The 24,592-nt window shown below is 29.6% G+C and carries 19 protein-coding genes; all 19 read left to right on the top strand.

Annotated features, from left to right (window positions below; all coding sequences use genetic code 11):
- Positions 1 to 13 precede the first annotated feature (13 nt).
- Positions 14 to 1,855: a polysaccharide biosynthesis protein gene (locus ACFP65_RS09415; protein ID WP_379918005.1), complete on the top strand. Its 1,842-nt coding sequence runs from the start codon at positions 14 to 16 to the stop codon at positions 1,853 to 1,855.
- A 41-nt stretch (positions 1,856 to 1,896) separates the two neighbouring features.
- Entirely contained in the window at positions 1,897 to 2,529 is a 633-nt protein-coding gene (locus ACFP65_RS09420; protein WP_379918311.1) for a sugar transferase, read from the top strand.
- Entirely contained in the window at positions 2,526 to 3,383 is an 858-nt protein-coding gene (locus tag ACFP65_RS09425) for an NAD-dependent epimerase/dehydratase family protein (RefSeq protein WP_379918007.1), read from the top strand. Before ACFP65_RS09420 ends, ACFP65_RS09425 begins: the two co-directional genes overlap by 4 nt.
- Before the next feature lie 17 nt (positions 3,384 to 3,400).
- Positions 3,401 to 4,540 (top strand): glycosyltransferase, encoded by a 1,140-nt coding sequence (locus ACFP65_RS09430; RefSeq protein WP_379918009.1) that lies wholly within the window; start codon positions 3,401 to 3,403, stop codon positions 4,538 to 4,540.
- 85 nt (positions 4,541 to 4,625) lie between these two features.
- Positions 4,626 to 5,747: a glycosyltransferase gene (locus ACFP65_RS09435; protein ID WP_379918011.1), complete on the top strand. Its 1,122-nt coding sequence runs from the start codon at positions 4,626 to 4,628 to the stop codon at positions 5,745 to 5,747.
- Positions 5,748 to 5,782: 35 nt separating this feature from the next.
- A complete protein-coding gene (locus ACFP65_RS09440) occupies positions 5,783 to 7,075 on the top strand; it encodes an O-antigen ligase family protein (protein ID WP_379918012.1) in 1,293 nt (430 codons plus the stop codon).
- The gene (locus ACFP65_RS09445; protein ID WP_379918014.1) at positions 7,076 to 8,089 is read left to right on the top strand and encodes a glycosyltransferase family 2 protein; all 1,014 of its coding nucleotides are present in this window, start codon (positions 7,076 to 7,078) and stop codon (positions 8,087 to 8,089) included.
- Between the two features lie 21 nt (positions 8,090 to 8,110).
- The gene (locus ACFP65_RS09450) at positions 8,111 to 9,013 is read left to right on the top strand and encodes a glycosyltransferase family 2 protein (protein WP_379918016.1); all 903 of its coding nucleotides are present in this window, start codon (positions 8,111 to 8,113) and stop codon (positions 9,011 to 9,013) included.
- Positions 9,014 to 9,051: 38 nt separating this feature from the next.
- Positions 9,052 to 9,906: an ATP-grasp fold amidoligase family protein gene (locus tag ACFP65_RS09455; protein WP_379918018.1), complete on the top strand. Its 855-nt coding sequence runs from the start codon at positions 9,052 to 9,054 to the stop codon at positions 9,904 to 9,906.
- A 29-nt stretch (positions 9,907 to 9,935) separates the two neighbouring features.
- A complete protein-coding gene (locus tag ACFP65_RS09460; RefSeq protein ID WP_379918019.1) occupies positions 9,936 to 11,408 on the top strand; it encodes an MBOAT family O-acyltransferase in 1,473 nt (490 codons plus the stop codon).
- A gap of 26 nt (positions 11,409 to 11,434) precedes the next feature.
- Positions 11,435 to 12,496: a hypothetical protein gene (locus ACFP65_RS09465; RefSeq protein ID WP_379918021.1), complete on the top strand. Its 1,062-nt coding sequence runs from the start codon at positions 11,435 to 11,437 to the stop codon at positions 12,494 to 12,496.
- 93 nt (positions 12,497 to 12,589) lie between these two features.
- Positions 12,590 to 13,603, top strand: a complete 1,014-nt coding sequence (locus tag ACFP65_RS09470; protein WP_379918023.1) for an acyltransferase family protein — start codon at positions 12,590 to 12,592, stop codon at positions 13,601 to 13,603.
- Between the two features lie 196 nt (positions 13,604 to 13,799).
- Positions 13,800 to 15,308 (top strand): polysaccharide biosynthesis C-terminal domain-containing protein, encoded by a 1,509-nt coding sequence (locus ACFP65_RS09475; protein WP_379918025.1) that lies wholly within the window; start codon positions 13,800 to 13,802, stop codon positions 15,306 to 15,308.
- A 302-nt stretch (positions 15,309 to 15,610) separates the two neighbouring features.
- Entirely contained in the window at positions 15,611 to 16,972 is a 1,362-nt protein-coding gene (locus tag ACFP65_RS09480) for a DUF4301 family protein (RefSeq protein WP_379918027.1), read from the top strand.
- A 74-nt stretch (positions 16,973 to 17,046) separates the two neighbouring features.
- Complete coding sequence (locus tag ACFP65_RS09485) at positions 17,047 to 18,882, top strand: cell wall-binding repeat-containing protein (protein ID WP_379918029.1); 1,836 nt, start codon at positions 17,047 to 17,049, stop codon at positions 18,880 to 18,882.
- A gap of 201 nt (positions 18,883 to 19,083) precedes the next feature.
- Positions 19,084 to 20,745 carry a cell wall-binding repeat-containing protein gene (locus tag ACFP65_RS09490; protein WP_379918031.1) on the top strand — a complete coding sequence of 554 codons (1,662 nt, stop codon included), beginning with the start codon at positions 19,084 to 19,086 and terminating at the stop codon, positions 20,743 to 20,745.
- A 217-nt stretch (positions 20,746 to 20,962) separates the two neighbouring features.
- Entirely contained in the window at positions 20,963 to 22,333 is a 1,371-nt protein-coding gene (locus ACFP65_RS09495) for a cell wall-binding repeat-containing protein (RefSeq protein ID WP_379918032.1), read from the top strand.
- A 32-nt stretch (positions 22,334 to 22,365) separates the two neighbouring features.
- A complete protein-coding gene (locus ACFP65_RS09500; RefSeq protein WP_379918034.1) occupies positions 22,366 to 23,067 on the top strand; it encodes a hypothetical protein in 702 nt (233 codons plus the stop codon).
- A 507-nt stretch (positions 23,068 to 23,574) separates the two neighbouring features.
- Positions 23,575 to 24,402 carry a hypothetical protein gene (locus ACFP65_RS09505; protein ID WP_379918036.1) on the top strand — a complete coding sequence of 276 codons (828 nt, stop codon included), beginning with the start codon at positions 23,575 to 23,577 and terminating at the stop codon, positions 24,400 to 24,402.
- The last annotated feature ends 190 nt before the right edge of the window (positions 24,403 to 24,592 follow it).

Genomic DNA, 24,592 nt, shown 5'->3' on the forward strand with positions numbered 1-24,592 from the left:
AGGAGCGATTTTATTGTCCAGGACATCAAAAAGAGCAATCACGATGATATTTGATACATTCGCTATTATTTTGGCAAGTGTATTTTCATACCTTTTCCTAATGCCGTATATAGATTTTGATCCAAGAGCATTTGTATTAATAACAATAACTTATGTTCTAATGTATTTATTTATTGCATTTAGATTTAGAATGTTTGATAAAATTAATAGATATACTAGTATTAAAGAAACCGTGGTACATGGAAGTATAGTTACTGGGTCATTTTTACTATCTACAAGTATTTTGATTTTCATTTATTCAGATTTAAGTTTAAGATATTATTTTCTTACGTATTTAATATCAGGTGGCCTAATTTCTGGAAGTCGCATACTGTGGCGAATATTTATTGAGCATAAAAATCGTAAAAGAAATGGTACTAAATATCGCGAAACGGAACCTCTTCGTACGTTAATAGTTGGAGCTGGAGAAGGTGGTTCTTTATTCATAAAGAGCTTGCAACACAATGATGAAATAAAATTAGTTGGTATTGTTGATGATGATCTTAACAAACAAAAGACAACTTTATTTGGAGTTCCTGTATTGGGTACTATCGAAGAAATTGATGAGATTCTAGAATTCAAAGAAATCGATCAAGTAACAATAGCTATTCCTTCGTTGACCAATGATGAGTTAACCCGTATATTTGATATTGCATCCAGTACTAAAGTAAAAGTAAATCAGATGCCACCAGTTGAAGAAATTGTTTCAGGAAAATATGAGGTCAATAAATTTAGAGAAATTGACGTATCTGATCTTCTGGGAAGAGAAGAAGTTCAACTTGATATGAAAAAAATAGCGGAACAAATAACAAATCAAACAATTTTAATATCTGGTGCTGGTGGTTCAATTGGATCAGAAATATGTCGTCAAGTAGTTCGTTTCTCACCAAAAAAAATAATATTACTTGGTCACGGCGAAAATTCAATTTACTTAATTAACAAAGAATTAAGTGAAATGCCTAATCGTGATTTTGAAATTGTACCAGTAATAGCTGATATACAAGACCGTAATCGAATATTTGAAGTTCTTGTAAACCATAAGCCAGATCGAGTATTTCATGCTGCTGCACATAAACATGTTCCTATGATGGAATATAACCCTACAGAGGCTGTTAAAAATAATATTTTCGGAACTAAAAATATTGCAGAAGCCTCTAAAGAAGCAGGTGTTGAGAATTTTGTAATGATTTCTACAGATAAAGCGGTCAATCCACCTAATGTAATGGGAGCGACAAAACGTATAGCAGAAATGATTGTAACTGGACTTAATGAAACAGGTTCCACTAAATTTGTCGCAGTGAGATTTGGTAATGTATTAAACTCAAGGGGATCAGTTATACCAGTATTTAAAGAACAAATTAAAAATGGTGGTCCTATCACCGTTACGGATTTCCGCATGACAAGATACTTTATGACCATTCCTGAAGCTAGTAGATTAGTTTTACAAGCTGGTTCATTAGCAAAAGGGGGAGAAATATTCGTACTTGACATGGGTAAACCAGTGAAAATCACTGAATTAGCTCGTAAAATGATTAAATTGAGCGGACATACAGAAAATGAGATTAAAATTAAAGAAAGCGGTATTAGACCAGGAGAAAAACTGTATGAAGAACTTTTGTCTGCTGAAGAGATGACTGAAAAACAAGTTTATGATAAAATTTTTATCGGGAAAGTTACAAATCTCTCTTTAAATGAAGTTTTAATTGTTGTTGAAAATTTATTAATTTTAAAAGAAAAACAATTAAGAAATACTTTAATAGAATTTGCTAATACAAATGAATTTGATACAGAAACCTTCTTGAAAAAACTTATCTAAATAAATTTAACTTCATAATATACTAACTAGGAGTGAATGTGATTTTATTAAACTATCAAACAATCAAAAGGTTATCAGATATTTTAATATCAGTAGTTGCTGTCATAATATTGCTCCCTCTTTTTTTAGTACTTGTAATTGCTATAAAACTAGATTCTAAGGGTCCTATTTTATTTAAACAGAAGCGAATAGGTAAACAAAAAGAACACTTTAATATTCTGAAATTCCGAACTATGAAATCTGATACTCCAAAAGATACACCTACACATTTATTATTGAATCCTGAAGAGTATATAACTACCGTTGGTAAATTTCTTAGAAAAACTAGTTTGGACGAATTACCTCAGATATTTAATATAATCAAAGGTGACATGTCTATAGTCGGTCCACGCCCAGCACTTTGGAATCAGTATGATTTAATCGAAGAACGAGATAAATATGAAGCAAACAATATTCTCCCTGGATTAACCGGTTGGGCTCAAATTAATGGTAGAGATGAATTACCTATAAAAGATAAAGCTTATTTAGACGGAGAGTATGTAAAAAACATTGGCATAGTAATAGATGTAAAATGTTTTTTCGGAACTTTTCTCAGTGTACTCAAAAGCGATGGAGTTATTGAAGGTGGAACTGGAAGACCAACTAACGATGATATGAGGAAAAAAAATTTATGAAAAAAGTTTTAATTACTGGCAAAACAAGTTATATTGGCACTGAGTTTAGAAAATGGATTGAAAGTACTAGTGAAAAATTTGAAATCGATACAATTTCAATTCGGGACGATTCTTGGAAGGGTATAAATTTTAATCAATATGATACTATATTACATTTAGCTGGAATTGCACATGTATCTAGAGATCCAAAAATGGAAAAAGAATATTATAGAGTTAATCGGGATCTTACAGTGGCATTAGCAAAAAAAGCGAAATTAGAAGGCGCAACTCATTTTATATTTATGAGTAGTATTATCGTATATGGAGACTCAAAAAAATCAAAAACTATAATAACAAGTGAAACTATTCCAAATCCGTCAAATTTTTATGGTAAGAGTAAGCTGGAAGCAGAAAAAGAATTGCTAAAACTTCAAAGTAGAGATTTTAATATAGCAATCATCAGACCTCCAATGATTTACGGGAAAGATTCTAAAGGGAATTATCCGAGACTCTCCAAAATAGCACGAAAATTGCCTGTTTTTCCAAATATCAAAAACGAGCGTAGTATGTTACATATCTCAAATTTGTGTGAATTTTTGAAGCTTTTAGTAGCAGACGGCAATAAGGGGATTTTCTTTCCACAGAATAAAGAATATACTAATACTAGTTTAATGGTTAAAAAAATTTCTAAAATTCACAATAAAAGAATTCACTTAACAAAAGTGTTCAATCCACTATTAGTTTTTCTTATAAATAAAAACGAAATAGTGAATAAACTATTTGGAAATTTAGTCTATGATAAAAATTTGAGCAATTATATCTCGGATTATCAAATAATAAGCCTTGATAAATCTATTGAACTAACTGAGTTATAAAGTATAGGAGAATAATAGTGAAAAGAGTATTAATATTAGCATCAGTTGCTTCTATGATTGATCAATTTAATATGCTTAATATTAAAGTATTAAAAGATAGCAACTTTATCGTTGAAGTAGCATGCAACTTTGAAGATGGGTCAACAATATCGAATGAAAGAATAGAGAAACTTAAGCAGAAGCTTACAGAATTGAATGTTAAATATCATCAGATAGACTTTGCTAGGCAAGTTTGGAATATGTCTTATAATATTAAAGCTTTTAAACAAGTCAATTCGTTGCTGAACGATAATTCTTATGAATTTATTCATTGTCATTCACCTATAGGCGGAGTAATTGGAAGGCTGGCATCTATAAATAAACCTACCAAAGTAGTATATACAGCCCATGGATTTCATTTTTTTAAAGGAGCATCAAAAAAAAGTTGGTTATTGTATTACCCAATCGAAAAAGTGTTATCTCGTTATACAGATATATTAATAACTATTAATCAAGAAGATTTTAATAGAGCCAAAAATTTTTCAGCCAGAAAGTTAGTATACGTTCCAGGTATTGGTATAAAAACTAACAATAGTTCTGGAGTAGATAAAATAAGTTTGAAAAATTCATTAGGAATAGATATAAATAAAAAAATTGTTTTGTCTGTTGGTGAACTAAGTAAGAGAAAGAATCATGAAGTCATTATTAAAGCTATAGGTGAATTAAAAAGTGATAATATTATCTACCTGATATGTGGTAAAGGCAACTTAGAGAATCACCTTATAAAAATTGCTGCTGATGCTAAAGTCAATTTGAAACTTTTAGGTTATAGAGAAGACATCAATGAAATTTTACAAATAGCAGATATATTTGTTTTTCCTTCTTTACAAGAAGGATTACCAGTCTCATTATTAGAGGCTTTAGAAAAAGATTTAGCTATTGTAGCTTCTAATATCAGAGGAAATGAAGATATTATTGAAAATGGTGTGAATGGATTATTGTTTTCAAAAAATGATTACTTAGGATTTTCTCAAGGAATTAGTAGGTTACTAGAGGAATCTAATAGTTGCTACAAAAAAAGAGTGAATAATCATAATAGAAATATAATATACGAGTTTAGTGAAGAGAATATTTATAATGAACTTGAAAAAATCTACAACGATAATGTACTTAAATAGTATTGTATCTAACATACAAAGGATTAGGGTGTTTATTTTGAAATGTTTATTCGTGCATGATCATAGATTCTATCAAAAGGATGGTGTGACGTATAGTGATGGACAATTTCCTTCATATATATGGGACCGATATTTAGAACATTTTGATGAATTAAAAGTATTATCTAGATTTAGCGAAAGTGATAAGTCCATAGATGTCAGTAAACTAGATGTATCTTCACGAGAAGAAGTAGATTTTAAATTAGTAGGATCTCTTTCTTCAATTAAATCGCAATTAAAAGATAAGAAAGAAATTAAAACTGCGATTTTAAAAGAAGTTAGGGAAGCTGATGCGGTAATTTGTAGGCTACCTAGTTTTTTAGGTAGATTAACTGCTTCAATAGCTATAAAAGAAAATAAGCCACTTGCAATTGAAGTAGTTGCTGATGCATGGGATGAGCTTTGGAATTACGGTAACATAAAAGGTAAAATGTTTGCACCTATTTCTTTTTTTTATACCCGTTATCTAACCAAAAAATCTAAATACACGTTATATGTCACTAAAGAATACTTGCAAAATAGATATCCCAGTAATGGGATTACAACATCTTGTTCCAATGTAGAATTAGCAGTTCATGATGAAACAGTATTAGATAAAAGATTGAATAAAACAAACCAAAACAGAATTGGATTGATAGCAGCCCTTGGAGCGGGCTACAAAGGTATAGACACTGCAATAGCAGCAATAGCAGAAATTAAAGAAAAGCATAGTGATTTTTCATTTCATATTTTAGGTAATGGAGATGCTACTAAATGGATTGAATTGGCAAAGAAATATAATGTTGAAGATATAGTTTTTTTTGATGGAACCCTACCAAGTGGAGCGGCCGTCTACGAGTGGTTAGATGAAATTGATGTTTATATTCATCCAAGCCGACAAGAAGGATTACCGAGGGCAGTGATAGAAGCCATGAGTAGAGCCTGTCCAGTAATAGCATCTACAATCGCTGGTATACCTGAACTTATTGATAGTGAGAATCTTCATGCGCCAGGAGATTCCAAAAAGCTCGCGAAATTACTTGATAACAAATTAGAAAATCACCAATGGAAAAAAGATGAATCTATCAAGAATTTCCATAAATCAAGTCATTATAAAAAAGAAAACTTAAATATTATAAGAAATTCTTTTTGGGGAAAATTTTATAATTATAGTCTTGATAATAAATAAATTTAAAACTTCCAAGTTAGAGGATGTTGTGTATTTTGAAGAATAAAAGATTTTCAATTTTAAATATGATATTAGTCTTATTATTATTCAGTGGAATAGTGTTGGATTTAGATAATTTAGCGCTCTATACATTTGTAGGAAGAGTAGCAATTTTTGATATGATAGCAATCTTATACATATCAGGTTATTTAATTACTGGTAGAAAGATACGGAAGAAGGCCTTTATTAATAAAATATTTCTAGTAATTATGATTTTTAGTATCTATATTTTATTTTCTGGATTGATAGTTTCACAACTTGAATCCGTAGCAGCCACAGGAGCATTATCATATGCGTTTAAGTATTCAATCTATTCTTTACTAGTTTTGACAATAGTCAATCAATTAAACAGTGACGAACGGTATTTAACTGGTTACGTTGATACTTGGATTTTATTTTCAATTGTTGTACTATTTATAGGTGTTTTTCAAATTCTAGCTGTTAATGGCGTACCTTTCTTTTCAAGATACTTTCTATGGGAAAACATTCGTGGAGGTGGTGCTAGAATAGCATCGACATTCAGGTGGCAAGGGCCATTAGTTTTATTTATAGGATTATCTGTACCACTGATAATTGGCAAAATTATATATACGACTTCGAAGTTTAAACAAAATATGTATATACTTTTAATAATGGGACTGTTTGTTGTTGGTATATTCTCAGGGTCAAGATCTTTTTTGTTGATGTTACCAAGTATTGCTTTAATACCTGTTGTTAAGTTTTTTTCTCAAAAGAGATTTGTTTTGAAGCTCAGACATTTAATTTTTATATCTTTACCCATTTTTTTAGCTTATCAGTTTTCAGAAACTCTTTTATCTTCTTCAGCAGTAATTAGACTATTTGGGTTAGATGGTGCGATAGGAGTAGCTTCAGAGTTTTCACACGATCCTCGAATAAGAATAATTAGAAGTGGATTTGAAGTATGGAGGAACACTCCATATTTGGGTATCGGTTCAAGTAATATGCATATATTAGTTGGAGACGCTTCTCATAATACTTATGTTGAAGTTCTATTTGAAAATGGCCTTATCGGCTTTTCTCTTTATTTATTATTTAGTATATTTTTATTTAGAATTTGTTGGACTCTCTTTAAAGATGGATTTAAAAACCGAAATTATCATAATATTGTAGTAGTATCTAGTTTGTTGAATGTATATATATATCAATTTACCGCTTCTGCAATTCAATATAGGATATTTTGGAGCTTTTTACCTATACTTATAACCACTCACTATTTTAATACTAAAAAAAATAGTGTAACTAATGATAATAGACAAAAGGGGAGTTAGATGGGTAATTATAATATATCAAATATCCCTATTTCAGTTATAATGTGTGTTTACAATGCTGAAGAATATCTAGATATATCTGTAAAAAGTATATTAGAACAGGACTTTACCGATTATGAATTTATTATTGTGAACGATGCCTCTACAGATGATACAAGTAATATACTATCTAGCTTCAAAGATAAAAGAATTAAGATTATTGAAAACAAGAAAAATCTAGGGCTTACAAAGTCTTTAAATAGAGCTTTGAAATTAGCAAAAGGTGAATATATAGCTCGAATGGATGCAGATGATATCTCTTTGAGTAATAGATTTAGTGTACAGTACAGTTATCTTCAAAATCATCTGGAAATAGATATAGTTGGTAGCCAAGTAATACATTTTGATAACGATAAAGAATATTTTTTTAGTAAACCAGAAACAACTCAATCTATCAACACGTCACTTTTTTATAGTAATCCAATAATGCACCCAAGTGTAATGATAAGAAAATCTTTTATTATAAACAATGAGTTATCTTATCGAGAAAAACTTAAATATTCACAAGATTATGGTCTTTGGATTGATAGTCATTTAAAAGGGAGAATAGTAAATTTAAATAAAATATTACTTCATTATAGAATTTCAAGTAACAATATTACAAGTTCAACTAAACATGACTCAGGCAAACGTCATCTAGAAATCTTTGATTTGCTGTTTGATGCAAATAATATTCAATTAACTAATGAAGAAAAGTTTAATTATGTACAATCAATTTATTCTCCAAACTTCAAAATTGACTATCATATATTGAAAATTGCATTTAGTAAAATATTGTCTGGTGTTTATAAAAATGAAGAATACAATGTTGATATTTTAAAAAATATATTTGGTTACATCTGGCTGAAAAATATTATCAGAAAAAGAAATATAATGAGAATTTTTTCAGTTTATACTTATTACGGTATTAAAGAAACGTTTAGACGTTTTAAATCAGACTGGAAATTAAAATCACGATATTACAAAAGTATGTAATGACTTAAGGAGTTTAATAAAGTGAATGAAAAAATAAGTGTTATTATAACTACTTATGGAAATAGGATAGATTATTTAGATAAAGCTTTAAGAAGTGTTTTAAATCAAACCTATAGAAATACTGAAATAATAATCATTGATGATAATGGATTATCAAGCATAAATCAATTAAAGGTATCAAAACTTCTTAATAATTACAATAATAAAAATATTAAATATATTCCTAATAAAAAAAACGTGGGTGCCCAAATTTCTAGGAATTTGGGTCTTAAAGAAGCTAGTGGTGAATTTATAGCATATCTAGATGATGATGATGAATGGTTGTTAAGTAAATTAGAAGATCAATATAATACTTTTAAAAATTATAAATCTGAAAATTTGGGGTTAGTGTATTGTTGGTATAATGAGATAACCACTAGGAATAATAAAGTTAGCTCAAAACTAATCAAAAGAAAAGAATACGATGATAGTTTTAGCTTTAGTATGTTGCTTAGAAGTAATTATATTGGCTCAACTTCATTCCCACTAATAAAAACAAGTGTTTTAGAAAGGTTAAATGGCTTTGATGAAGAAATGATGGCCCAACAAGACTATGAATTATGGTTAAGAATTAGTAAAGAGTTTAGTATTAAATGTATTAATAAACCCTTATGCAATTATAATAGTCATAAGGGAGAGAGAATTACGAGTAATCCACATAAAAAAATTGATTCGATAGAAAAAATAATAAAAAAATATTTTATTTATTATGAAAAAGATCCGCAGGCTTTAAGTCTAAAATACAAGGTTTTAACTATACAATATCTTAGAGCTAAAGAATTGAAGACTGCTTTAAAGTACTTGTGGAAGAACTATAAAATTAAACCATTTAATTTGAATATTACACTTTCTTTTATAAAAAATTTTTTATTAATTATTAGATAAAAATATAATATAGGTATAAAAAGGAGCGAAATCTTATAATGAACTTTAGATATTTTTATCATAATCATATTAAGCCTATGATACCTGACAAATTTTTTGTTAAAAGGCTATATGAGAATAAAACTGGCAAAAAATTAAATCTAAAAAATCCTGAAACATTCAATGAAAAGATACAATGGATGAAAATAAATTATCGAAATGATTTATTGACTACTTGTGTGGATAAATATAAAGTTAGAACAATCATTGAAAATAGGTTGGACTCCAATATTCTGAATGAACTTTATGGAGTATATAATAGCATAAATGAAATAGACATTGATAATCTTCCTAATGAATTTGTGATGAAAACTACTGCAGGCTGGGGGGATATTATAATTTGTAGAGATAAAAGTAATTTTAATTGGAATAAAGAAAAATCCAAAATTGAAAATAGTTTAAATTCAAATAATTATGAAATTGGAAGAGAATGGGCTTATAAAAATGTAAACAATAAGATTATTGTAGAAAAATTATTACTGGATAACCAAGAAATTCCAAATGATTATAAGTTTTTTTGTTTTAATGGGAAAGTTGAATACATTCAAGTTGATTCAGATCGGTTTTCTGAACATAAAAGAAATTTATACGATGTCGAGTGGAATTTGTTAAATGTTAAATATAAATATCCTAATATTATTGAAAAAATAAGTAAACCTATCAATCTTGATAGAATGATTGAAATATCTAAAAAATTATCTGAGGGATTCCCTTTTGTCAGAGTAGACTTATATTCGTTAGATACTGAAATAATTTTTGGAGAATTAACTTTTTATCCTGAAAGTGGAATGGGTAATTTTGTACCGGAAGAATATGATCTTAAGATTGGATCACATTTAAAATTAGACATATAAAATTATGAATACTTGAATCGAGGAAGTACATGTTATTTAATTCATTAGAATTTATATTTATTTTTTTACCAATTGTAGTAGTATTATTCTTTTTTTTTAATAGAATAAATCTGAAATTGGGGAAAGCTTTTTTACTAATAGCTTCATTGTTTTTTTACGGTTATTGGCAATATACATACGTTTTATTAATTTTAGCGTCTATATTTGTCAATTTTTTTACGGGGAAATTTTTAATAAAAAATAGTAATTTAAACTCTAGTGACACAATAAGGAAATTATTGTTGATTTTTGGAATCTCTTTTAATTTGGGAATACTTATATATTTTAAGTATTTTGATTTTTTAATTGAAAACCTAAATAGTCTCTCTAATTTCTCAATTGATTTATTGGATTTAGCTCTGCCGTTAGCTATTAGTTTTTTTACCTTTCAACAAATTGCTTATATAGTAGATACTTATAAAGGAAATAGTGAAGATTATGACTTCATCAGCTATTCTCTTTTCGTAACATTTTTCCCTCAGTTAATAGCAGGACCGATAGTTCATCATAGAGAGCTTTTACCTCAATTAAACTTAGAGAAAAATAAGATTTTAAATTATGAAAATGTTGCCCTTGGACTTTATATTTTTTCGATTGGACTATTTAAAAAGGTAATTATAGCAGATTCTTTCGCAGTATGGGCGAATCAAGGCTTTTCTTCAAGTGAACCTTTACCTTTCCTTCATGCTTGGATTGCAAGTTTATCTTATACGTTCCAGCTCTATTATGACTTTAGTGGGTATTCTGATATGGCTATAGGTATTGGTTTATTATTCAATATCAGATTGCCATTAAATTTCAACTCACCGTATAAATCAATTCATATACAAGAGTTCTGGCAAAAATGGCACATAACGTTAAGCAAATTTTTAACTGATTATATATATATACCTTTAGGTGGTAATCGTAAAGGATTATATAGAATATATATTAATATATTTTTAGTATTTTTAATTAGTGGAATATGGCATGGAAGTGGTTGGACTTTTATAATCTGGGGAGTATGCCATGGAATAGCTAGCATTATTTATCGATTATGGAAAAAATATTCCAATTATAAATTACCTAAATGGTTTGCTTGGTTTATTACTTTTCAATTTGTCAACTTTACGTGGATTATCTTTCGTTCAAATTCAATCAATCAAGCCATAAATTTAATATTAGGAATGTTGGGTTTAAATGGTATAGAGTTAGGATTGTTAGATGTTTATGATACAAATGTTGGATTATTATCTATTGTTACTCTACTTGAGAGTTTATTAGACATCTCTCTTGCAGGTTCAATTCAAATTTTAATCTTGGTGTTCTTTGTTTTGATAGCTACTTTAACTTTCAAAAATACATATCAAAAATCAATTGAGTTCACAAACAATAAAAAAGAAGGTGTTACTACTTTTATAATATTAAGTGTCTCAGTTTTGTTTTTGATCAGAGTAACTGAGTTTTTATATTTCAACTTTTAGAAATCAATTGTAAAGAAGGTTGTATTTTGTACAAAAATAATCTTAAATCAAGTAAAACCTGGGTCATTACACTTCTTCTATCAGTGATGATTTTTTTAATTTTAATAATAACGTTTAATACTTTTGTAGATCCTAACTGGTCTTTTAATCATAGTAATCGTTTTAACGCAGTACAAGTTAGCTCTAACTTTAGAAAATCAAAAGCAAATTATTTGAAATATAAACCTGATACTTATAATACATTATTACTTGGAAGTAGTAGAATTGAGTTTATTAATCAAGAACATTTCAATGAAAAAACTTTTAATTATGGTGTTCCATCAGCAGCATATCAAGAATTTGAAAGTATAATTGATTTTGTTATTGAACAACAAGATGGTATAGAACTAGAAAAAATTATTATAGGGTTAGATTTTTTTATTACGCGAGAAGAAAATGGTGCAGATATCTATAACCAATCATTATTAACTGAAGCATTAACTAATGTTTCAGACGATTCATTCAGGTATAAGGAATTATTGTCGATTGATACATTTTTTAATTCTATTGAAAATTCTTATTATTCTCTCAATAAATACTTTGGTTCGGATAAAAATATTTCTTATAGAAATAGAAATAATGTAGGTTTTGCAAAAAAATACAGTGTTAAAGAGACTGAAGATAATATGAAAAAAAGAATAGAATTTTTTAGGAATACTAGATATGATGAAAGCTATATTTATAATACCAATTACAAAGAAGAATTATTTATTCTTAAAAATAAATATCCTAATACTGAATTTGTAGTTTTTACAAATCCCATTACTATTGAATTGTTTGAAACATTGAAAGAAGAAAACAAAGAAGATGAATTTAAAAGATGGATACGAGAAACAGTTGAAGTTTTTGGAGAAGTTCATAATTTCATTGGAAATAATAGTGTGACTTCAGACAAAGAAAACTATCAAGATTCTGATCATTATTATCCTCATGTTGGTGATTATATTACTTACTACTTAGACGGAAAACTTAATGAAGTGCCTAGTGATTTTGGTACCGAGATAAATAAAGAAAATATTGATGAAGAACTAAGTAAACTTTTTCATTAATTTAATTTTAAAGATATTTTCTTTAACTTAAATAATTGTATTATTAGGTAAAAAGATAGAACAGTTTTTAGAAGATGGCGGGAGTTAATGACTATGAAGCAAACTATGAATAGGGATAAAAAAATTGATGTTCTAAGAAGTCTTGCCTTATTAGGTATTGTTTTAGCTCATGTAAATCCTCCAGATAGTTTTATACAACTTAGAAGTTTCGATGTTCCCTTAATGGTATTATTGATGGGTATATCTTTTTCTATAAGTAATAAAAATAATGTTCGGTTAAAAGACTATTTGATTAAAAGAGTGAAAAAATTAGTACTCCCAACTTGGGGATTATTAATTATATTTTTTACTTTTTTTTATGTAATGTCTATTATTACTAATGAACAATTTTATTTTAGTACAAGGGAAATTTTTTTCACCTTTACATTTATTGACGGAATAGATTATGTTTGGATAATTCAAGTATTTATTTCAATAGCAGTTTTTCTTCCTTTTCTGTATAAATACAATATTAAAATGGAGAAAAATAAGCATTACTTACTATTTTTATTTCTACTTTTTATATTCTACGAAACTTTGATGGTATTTTCAAAAACTTTAGATAGTGACACTAAGTTTTATTTTGAGCATTTCATTTTGTTCACTATTGGTTATGGATGGATTGCTGCTTTAGGTATTAGAATTAAACAATTTAGTCGTAAAGAGGTAGCTATGCTTGCATCCCTTTTCTTAGTCATATATTCAGTACTATTACTCGGTTATAGTTTTGAACTTACGAATAATTTCAAGTATCCTCCAACCCTATATTACTTTTCTTATGCACTAACTTTTGGGCTATTTAGTTATACGATTTTAGACTGGAAGGTCTTTAATAAATTGAAAGATCTAAAGTTGTTTTACTATTTCTCGGATAATTCTTTTTGGCTTTACTTGCTTCATATATTCCCAATTTACTTTTTACAAATTTATAAAGAAGAGTTATTCTTCTTTAACTCTAATTTTGTAATAAGATTTTTGTTTGTATTAATAGTTTCAATTGTTTTGCGTTACTTTCAAATCAAATTGAATCAAAGTTATAAAACGTTTATTACAAAGAAAAATATATAGCATTATTTAAGTAGTACAGATTTGATAATAAAATAAATTTTAAAATATATATTTAACATATTTAGTAGATCTTTACTAATCAATTAAAATGAAATTTTAAATTGGAATAAGTATTTTATACTCTGAAGGGATAGATACTATTTAAATTGATTAAGAGAGGTACTACTCTAAATTTTAAATATACGAGGTGAATAAAGTGAGATCAAAAAAAGCTTTAAGAAATATTTCTGCATCATTTGTTTTACAGATAGTTGTCGCAATTTCTGGATTAATAGTTCCAAGGTTTATTCTTACAGCCTTTGGATCGGACGTTAATGGGTTAACTTCTTCTATTACCCAATTTTTAAGTTATATAGCACTTGTTGAAGGTGGAATCGCTGGGGTAACTCGAGCTGCACTTTATAAACCTTTAGCAGAAAATGATATAAAACAATTAAGCATAGTTACAAAGAGTACGGAAGTTTTTTTTAGAAAAATTAGTTACTTCTTTTTATTGTATATTTTTGTGTTAATGATATTTTATCCACTAATTGTTGAAAATTCTTTTGATTGGTTTTATACCTCTTCTCTTATTGGAATAATTGGAATAAGTACTTTTGGCCAATACTACTTTGGAATAACTTACCAGACATTACTGCAAGCAGATCAAAGACAATATATAGCCAACTATATCCAAGTAGTTACAATAATTATAAATACGATTATTATTGTAGCACTGATCAGTTTCGGATCAAGTATCCATATAGTTAGACTGTTTAGTGCTACTATCTTTTTAATTAGACCAATAGTACTTCATTTTTATGTTAATAAACATTATAGTCTTGACAAAAAAGTTAAAAGTGACAACAATGCAGTATCTCAGAAAAGAGACGGATTAGGGCATCATATGGCTTATTTTATTCATTCAAATACTGATGTAGTAATATTAACTTTGTTTTCATCTTTATATGATGTATCTGTCTATGCAATCTACTCTATGATTGTTCGCTCAATTACGAATATAGTAAAGATATTTTCATCTGGTATTGAAGCAGCTTTTGGAAACATGATTAGTAATAATGAGACAGAGAATTTAAAGAAAAGTTTTACAATGGTTGATACAGGATCTTCTATAGTTACAGTTACTATTTTCTCAACTGCAATTGTAATGATATTACCTTTTGTACAAATATATACAACAGGAGTTGAAGATACTAATTATATTAGGCCCGCTTTTGCATACCTTATACTATTAGCAGAAGCACTCTACAGTATGAGATTGCCATATCAATCAATAGCTTTAGCAGCAGGTAAGTATAAAGAAACTAAAAAAGGAGCTTACATAGAAGCTGTAAGTAATATTCTCATTTCTTTGATAATGGTAAATTTACTTGGCTTAATAGGAGTAGCAATTGGAACTCTAATTTCAATGCTATTCAGAACACTTGATTATATGCTATTTGCCATTAATAATATACTGCATTTTAAAAAGTTTTATCTTGTTAAAAGAATTTCAACAAATATATCAATTTTTGTCATCGTTTACGGTTTATCCTTGTTTATTGGAATTAATAATATTGATACTTATATTGACTGGGTAATAAAAGCATTGGTTATGACACTAATTGCCGGTACAATCAGTGTAGCAATTAACTTCATTTTATATAGTGAAGATTTTAAAAAATTATTGAATATATTTTTAAATAAATCTTCAATAAAAGATTAGTATTTTTAATTTTTATTAATGAAATAAAATATTCAAGGTTTTATAAAACACTTTTACAATATAAAAACTTTACGACATTGAGAGAGTGCAACAGAGTGAACAATTTTGCACTCTCTCAATTGTTAAAGTAATTCAATATTTTAGTTATACATATTGTATAACTAACTGACAATATTTATACTTAATTTTTTAGAATAAAGATACAAACAAAAAAGAATATAATATTTAAAAACACCTTGAATATAATAAATACAAAATCGTGTTGACTTTTAAATTCTAAAAAATGAGGAGTATTATACAAAATGTCAATTGAAAAATTCACATTAGGAACTCGTTACGTTAATATCGAAGCAGCAGTCACTCAAAAAGAACTCAGTACTGTCCAAAATATAAAAGCTGATTTTAAACATAAGAAATGCATCAAATTCATTCCTGCAAGTGGTGCAGCTTCCAGAATGTTTAAAGATTTATATAATTTTTTAGAAAATCAAGAAAAAAATGAAAGTGTACGCTTTTTCTTAGAAAATATAAGATATTTCCCTTTCTATATGGAAATCAAAAACAATTTAATCATTCCCGACAATATTAATCATTCTATCGATGAAGATAAGAGTATTATAAATTCTGTACTACATCAAAACTTACAATTAAGCAGCTTACCCAAAGCATTAATTAAAATGCATGATTATGGATCTTTTGTTACTACTCCTATCGATGAACAAATTTTCGAAGGCGAACAGTATCTCAACAATGGGAACGTGAAATTGCATTTCACAATTTCAAAAGAACATGAAGGATTGTTTAACGAATATGTGGAAGAAGCAACTAAGGGAAAAGAACATATTAATATAACTTATTCGTTTCAAAAGCCAGAAACGAATACAATGGCTGTTGATATGGGTAATAAGCCTTTTCTTATAGAAAATGGAGAAGTTTTATACCGTCCAGGTGGACATGGCTCTTTGATTGAAAATTTGAATGACTTAGATGCAGATATTATCTTTATCAAAAATATTGATAATGTGTGTCATAGAAGCCGTATAGAAGAAACCATTGACTCTAAAAAGCAATTAGCAAGTATTGGTCTAGAAATTAAAAAGCAGATTGATCAGTATATTGAGAGTCTATTAACAAATGATTATAATCTTGAAGAAATTAAAGCTTTCATGAATGACACTTTGAATATCACATTAAAAAGTGAGTGGACAAAAGAAAAAGCTTTACGATTTTTAGATAGACCGCTTAGAGTATGTGGAGTCGTTGAAAACTCAGGAGAACCTGGTGGAGGTCCCTTTATAGTGGACAACGGAGATTATCTTGATTTACAAATATGTGAAACTTCAGAGATTGATTTAAACGATGAAGAAAAAGTCGAAATTTTAAACGCTTCTCAATACTTTAATCCAGTTGACTTAGTTTGCTTTGTTAAGGATCATAAAGGTGCTAAGTATGATTTAACAGAATTTGTAAACGAAGATCGATATTTCATTACTGAAAAGACACATAATGGTAGAGAGTTAAAAGCCTTAGAACATCCAGGGCTTTGGAATGGCGCAATGCACCATTGGAATACATTGTTTGTAGAAGTCCCTTCGTCTACCTTTAATCCGGTTAAGACAGTTAATGATTTATTGAGAGAAGGACATAGAGCATGTAATACGTGATATACCTTATTTAAAATTATGAATAGGATCCGATAATAAAAGTGGTATAAAAAAAACGATAACGAGGAGATAACATGAAAATCAAATTAGTAAAATATATTACTGTTGCAGCTTTGTCATTTAATACAATTTCACTACTATCTGAAAATAGTTCGGTCAATGCGGCAGAACAATCTGTAGTTAGAATTAGTGGAGAAACCAGATATCAAACAGCTACCAATATTAGTCAAGCTGGTTTTAAAAAGTCAGGGACAGTCTTTATTGCAAATGCAATGAACTTTGCGGATGCATTATCTGGAGGTCCATTAGCTTTTCAAAAAGATGCTCCTATTTTACTGGCTAATGGAAGTAGCTTGAGACCTGAAACACTTAACGAAATTAAGCGACTAGGAGCTAGTAAAGCCGTTATCTTAGGTGGAGAAGCTGCTATCTCTAAATCAATTGAAAATGAACTGAAAAAATTAGGTTTGAGTACTCAACGCTTAGCAGGAGATACTCGTTTTGAAACTGCGGAAGTTATTGCAGAAGAGTTAAGTAAAAATACTGATTCTACAGAAGCAGTTGTAGTAGATGGTTATAATTTTGCGGATGCAATGTCAGTAGGACCTTTTGCTGCAAGAAAAGGTATGCCAATATTTTTAACTAGACCAGCTAAATTACCTGATGAAGCTCGTTTGAGAAAATACAATAAAACATATATTATCGGCGGAGAAACAGCCGTATCAAAAAGTGTTCAAAATAAATTGAATAGTCCTACTCGTATTTCTGGAAGTAATAGATTTCAGACTAATTTGGAAGTAATGAATTATTTTGGAGTTGAGAAAGAAACGTTATCAATTGCTACAGGTATGAATTTTGCAGATGCATTAACAGGCTCTGTGCTAGCCGCAAAAAATAATGCAGCCGTAATGTTAGTGAGAGATAATGGTAGAGATGGCTTTGATGAATACTTGACTAAAAACAAATTCAAAAGTTTTTCAATTATTGGTGGAGAAACTGCAGTATCCAAAGGTGTTCAGTCAAAATTGTCAGCTTTTATAGAAGAGTTGGAATTAAATAGAGAAATTCCTGAGAATCTTTCTAATATTATAAATAACATTTTGGAAAGCTCAACACTAGATTATAAAGTAACAGACAATAGAAAGTACACCGGATCAGTCAACTTTGAATTTGATACACCTTATGGTTACTCTGATAATGTTGAAGATAATAGTACAATTGATCGATTCACTAAAGAATTAGACAATAGAGGCATTAGATGGGTATTCCCAAGAGACAAAGCTGGAGTAGATGAACTTAGACATTCAGTGGAAGTATTGCTTGAGGATTATACAGCACCACTTAATTTAGAGGCATTTGAAAAGACAGTGAAATCAATGGTAGAGAATGATGTTACTTATACTCCAGCTAAAGATTTTTTAGATGGTCAATTACGCATAAGTGAAGGTCGTTCATCTAGTGATTCTAAATTTTTAGAATTTAAAATAGAAGGTATAACATTTACAGATGGAAATAGAATCTATGATGCAGTTAATAAGATACTTGATAAAAACAAACTGTTTGATAGATATCTAGAAATGGGTGATGAAACAAGCTTTGGTCCATCAACACCTACAATATATGTCCATAAATTTAGGGGTTCACGTTTATTGCCATCTGAAAAACATATAAATAATATTGATCGAATAAGCAAAAATTTTGCGAATGACTCTATATTTTTTGGAGGATATGAAATCGAGAAGTATTCAGACTACATTACTGTAGTATTTGAAGAAGGTATCGCTAATTCCGGTGAAACTTTTCTTAGTAATAGACTTCATACGTATGTATTTTCTCAAAACGATCTAGAGTTTGTTGAGAGACGAATTTTTGGAAAAGAAACATATTTCCATGTTTGGACTAAAAAGTAATAGTTCATATAATTTTCAATTTAGTTCAAATAGGGTTAATGAATTCTCGGTTCATTAATCCTATTTTTTGTGCAAAAAATACTTCGCAAGGTTTTGAAGTGGTTGTACCAAGGTGTTGTTAAAAGTAAGTTATGCTCTTAAAAGTAATACATAAACTCCGATATTAAATATGCATACAAAGAGAAAATACGGAGGAAGAATATGTATAAGACTATCTGGAAATATATAACAATAGCAACGCTATCATTCATTGGAATTATAGGAAGTACTCAAAATGGTGCAGTAAGTGCTACAGAACTTTCAACTGTGCGTATAAGTGGAGAAACAAGGTATCAAACAGCTACGAATATAAGTAAGGCTGGTTTTGATAAATCGGATACTGTTTTTATTGCCAATGCAATGAACTTTGCGGATGCCTTAGCTGGAGGACCTTTAGCCTTTCAAAAGGATGCACCTATTTTATTAGCTCATGGAAGTAGTTTAAGAGCAGAAACCATTAACGAAATCAAACGTCTAGGCGCTCGTAACGTAATTATCTTAGGGGGAGAAGCAGCTATCTCTAAATCCATTGAGAATGAATTGAAGAAATTAGGTTTGAGTACGGAGCGTCTTGCAGGAGAGACACGTTTTGATACCGCTCAAGTCATCGCTGATAAGTTGACTCGTAATAGTAATGTCAAAGAAGCAGTAGTAGTAGATGGATACAACTTTGCGGATGCCTTATCAATCGCTCCCTTTGCGGCGAAAAAAGGCATGCCGATATATTTAACTAGACCAGCTAAATTGCACAGCGAAACCCAGCTGAAGAAATACACCAAAACGTACGTTATTGGTGGAGAAACAGCAGTATCTAAAAATGTTGAAAGCAAATTAAACAATCCAACTCGATTAGCTGGTGCGGACAGATTTCAAACAAATTTAAAAGTACTAAATCACTTTAGTAATGGAACTGAGAAACTATCAATCGCTACCGGAATGAATTTTGCGGATGCATTAACAGGATCTGTTTTAGCAGCGAAAAACAATACAGGAATATTGTTGACAAAGAATTCCGAATTGAGTGATATTCAAAAAGACTCTTTAAATAAAGGTAACTATAAAAAATACACAATACTTGGAGGAGCTATTTCAGTTTCATCAAAAGTAGAATCACAATTACAAGGTGACGAACAACAGACTAGTGCACCCATGCAATTGAAAAAAGAAACTAATAATCGTGTGAAAGAAATTTTGAGTAAAGCGGATAAAGAAGCTTACGATTTAGCGAAAAACATGACAAGAAAAGAAAAAGATCAGTACGTTAACTTATCGCAAGAAGAATTACAACAACTAGCAAATGGAGTAGATTACGGTAAATTAAATGACGAGTTTGCAAAGTTAATTAATGCTCACAGAAAAAAACTAGGGTTAAGTACTTTAAAGCCAGCAGATAATTTTGTAAATGGAACAAAGCAGATTGCAAAAAGTTTAGCGGATTACGGTTACCTTGGTATAAATGGATATAAAGGACATACACTGCCAAATGGAAAACCTACGCACTCAGTTTACAGTAAAGAGTTATTAAACAAAGGTGTAGGCGAAAATATTGCCTTTAAGTACAATGCAAATAATCCCTATGAAATCGTCAGTGAAAAATTTATCGTAGAATACTTTTTTGACCAATGGATGAACTCACCAAGTCATAGAGCCAATATGGAAGATAAACTCTTTAGAGGGTTTACGATAGCGGCCCAACCAGTCACTAACGGTAAAACGAGATTAGGAACAAGAGATGCTAATGGTATTTATACAATTAACGGTCTAGCATATCCGCATTATGGAGTAGGAATTATATCGGTACTAACACTCGTCGATAATTTATAATAGAATTGGGAGCACTCTAGTAGTAATGGAGTGCTACTTTTTTATATTAAATATTATTTAAAGGTCATAAAGTGCATAACTCTAAAAGATTTCGTTTTGATATGACAATTAAATGTGTCTAAGAATCAAAAGTATATTGAAAAACTACACTTTATCATTTATTTTCAAACATAAATATCCGATAATAGTAAAGGTATAAAGAATTTGGAGGAACATTATGAAAAACCAATTATTAAAATACATAACAGTGATAGGATTGTCACTAGGAACGGTTGCAACATTGAATCAGAATACCGTTGTAAATGCTACAGAAGGAACTATTACTAGGGTTAGTGGAGAAACCAGGTATCAAACGGCTACTAATATCAGTAAAGCTGGCTTTGAAAAATCCAATACGGTTTTTATTGCGAATGTAATGAATTTTGCGGATGCACTATCTGGTGGACCATTAGCGTATCAAAATGACGCGCCCATATTACTTGCTCACGGTGGGGGCTTAAGAGAAGAGACGATAAAAGAAATTAAAAGATTAGGTGCTAAGAAAGCCGTCATTTTAGGTGGCGAAGCAGCAATCTCCCAATCGATTGAAAGTGAATTAAAAGGACTTGGCATAAGCACTGAACGTCTAGCTGGGAAAACGCGTTTTGAAACAGCTGAAGTGATTGCAACTCGAATGAATCTAAAGGTTACTTCTACTAAAGCAGTTGTTGTAGATGGTTATAATTTTGCGGATGCGTTGTCTGTAGCCCCCTTTGCAGCTAAAGAGGGTATGCCCATTTATTTGACTAGGCCATCTGCACTACCAAATGAATCTGCTTTAAAGCAATACAAAGAGACGTTTATCATTGGTGGAGACATAGCAGTCTCTAAAGATGTGGAAAATAAATTGAATAAACCAACTCGTTTAGCAGGTAAAGATCGATTCCAAACAAATTTAAAAGTTCTTAATTACTTTGGTATAGAAGGAAATCATTTATCTGTAGCTACAGGAATGACTTTCGCTGATGCATTAACAGGATCTGTACTAGCAGCGAAAAACAATACTGGGATTTTATTAACGAGAAATCCTAGTTTAAGTACTACCCAAAAAGATTACTTAGAAAACAGTCAGTATACGCATATGACAATACTAGGAGGATCCATTTCTGTTTCAACTGAAATAGAAATGCAACTAGGAAACTATCTAAAGCAACCTAGTATTAATAAGCCAGTGGATTATGTATCTGCTTCTTCAAGCGAATCCATTATCAATATTGCAAATGATCTGAAAGAGTCACCTTATTTGTATGGAGGTGCAACGCCTGTAGGATTTGATTGTTCAGGGTTTGTACAATATGTGTTCCGTCAAGCAGGGCTTAATATCACCAGAACAACGACTACTCAATTTAATCAAGTAACTAAAATCCCTCAGTCAGAAGCCAAACCCGGAGATTTGGTTTTCTTCAGTCAATCCGGATCCGTTGACCACGTAGGAATCTATCTCGGAGACGGAAAATTCATCGGTGCGCAAACTTCCACCGGAGTTGCGGAAGCTTCATTCACAACAGGATACTGGTCTAGATATCTTGCTGGATTTGGACGCTTGTAAGTTACAGTAAATAAAAAAAGGGAGGAATAACATTGGAAACACAAGATGTAAGTTTTATTATATTGTTGCTAACAACATACGCAGGGGTCGTCAATTTTTTATCCAATAATAGATTTAATTTTATACTTTTGTACTTTAAGTCTATGAATAAGGATGAGTTAAGATTTTTTAGAGATACGTTAACAATTGAAGATGAAAACACTTCGAATTTTTTAGTTATACTTGTTATAGCTTTGACAAGTTTTTTGGGTGGTCTACTATATGTAATAATTAAAGTGGATAGCAGTATAATGACTATGTTAACGGGATTCTTTTTTTCTGCAACTTTACAGCTTATTATTATATTTAGTAGAAAATATATTACAGATAAGCAGAAAAATAAAAGAGTGCTAGCTATCGTTGATAATGGGGAGACCTATTATTTTCATGCAAAATTAAAAGAAGGACAATTCTTATTTAGAAACAATTTAAATTCTAAAGAATATTATTGTAATAGCCAATATAGCAGAAATAAACTTTTTGAAAAGAAAGATGTCCTTGAGAAAGCGAACGGTTATGTAGATAGGGAAAGTTTTGAAAGAAACCACGTTATATTAATTGATAAAATGCTAGGAGACGATGTAGAAAAACTGTTTGCCGAATTAGATAAGGATATGTCAATCGTTGTAACAAATTACCTGAAATACTGTCTGGAAAATAAAGAAATACCTTCAAACGCTCAAAAGGATCAGTGAGCTCTAATTGATTGTAGCCTTTTCTCAATACGGAAGACTTTTTTGTTATTCATATTTTAGTTCTAATGGTAGGCTATCCGTTCAATATTATTTTGATATCACTTATCAAATGTTGCTTCAAGCTGACCAAAGGTAGAATGTCACGAATATGATTCAAATTGTATCGATAATACTTAATGCGGCTCTGGTTGTACTACTGTTTACATTAGGAGCTAACATTCTTATCGTTGAATCGTTTAGTTTAACGATATCCTTTATTAGACCTTTAGCTTAAACTATTATGTGAAGAGGAATTATGATATCGATAGAAGCGTTAAACCGGATGAAAATACTATTTCGCAAAAAAAGAGTGGAATTTGAAGCAGCTTTTGGGAATAGATTAGTAACTACAAGTCAGATAATTCAAAAAAGTATAAAATACATTTTTGTCCTTAATCTAATAAAAAATTTTGAATACTACTTTTAATTAAAAGATCAACTAATTAAAGATATGAATTAACCATAGGAGTGTTATTTATTAATAATTCAAGTTCTTGGATATACCAACAAGTTGTTTACGGCATAACAGAAAAATATGGTAAAGCTAATTCAAAGCTAAAATACTTAAGTTTTTTAAAGAAGAAAAGAAAATCAACCGGGCTATTACTATTATATTTTCTGTTAGTATTTGCTGCTGTTTTTTTCCTGTATTCTTGGGAAGCTTGGAAAATTGTGTTTATAGATAATGGATGGAGTATTTCAAGAGCTGTTACTTTATTTGTAATAATAGAGTTAATCTTAATCGCAATGACTTTCATTACTTTAATATTGGCTAAAAAAACCTCAGACTTGGAGCCTACTTTAATTTCTAGGGATGATATAAGTATAGTTACTACTACAAAAGAAATTTTTGACAATTTAAATATTAATAATGAAGCTAATATACAAAAAATATTAAAAGAGTGTGATAAAGTTATTGAATCTAGTAACTACAAGTTTGAAGTGAGTGTGAAATATTTTAATAATTTTTTACTATTGTTTTTCTTAACTCCAGTTGGTTTTTTGCTATCTATTGCAATATCTCAAGCTACTGACTCGGATTTAACGGATAACTTATTACCTTTGAGTACGTTCTTAGACTTCGTAGTATTGATAGCATACGTAATGCTTATAATTACTTTTCTTATACAATTTCTATTGGTTGTTGCTTATAGCGAAGCTTTTATCAATTTTTTCTATTTAGATCGTAAAAATGCAATAATAGTCAAAAAATTTGTTGGGGTTTTAGAATACAAAGGAAATGCCATCATAGAACCTAAGATGGAAAACCAAATCCAAACTCTAATCAATAAATAACCTATAAAGTTGTATGAAAAGAGTGGGAAATAACTGCATACCCGGTTCATTGCTTATATCTGCCATAATTTAATAAAGATATGGAGAGCTCATCATAATTTACGTAATCAGAAAAGAAATTAATTACAATGCAAAATTAAAATATTTTATATGGAATTACCCCATAATTTAGAGAAGAATCTAACTTTTG

This window comes from Marinilactibacillus sp. GCM10026970 (assembly GCF_042660675.1).
Classification (GTDB): Bacteria; Bacillota; Bacilli; order Lactobacillales; family Carnobacteriaceae_A; genus Marinilactibacillus.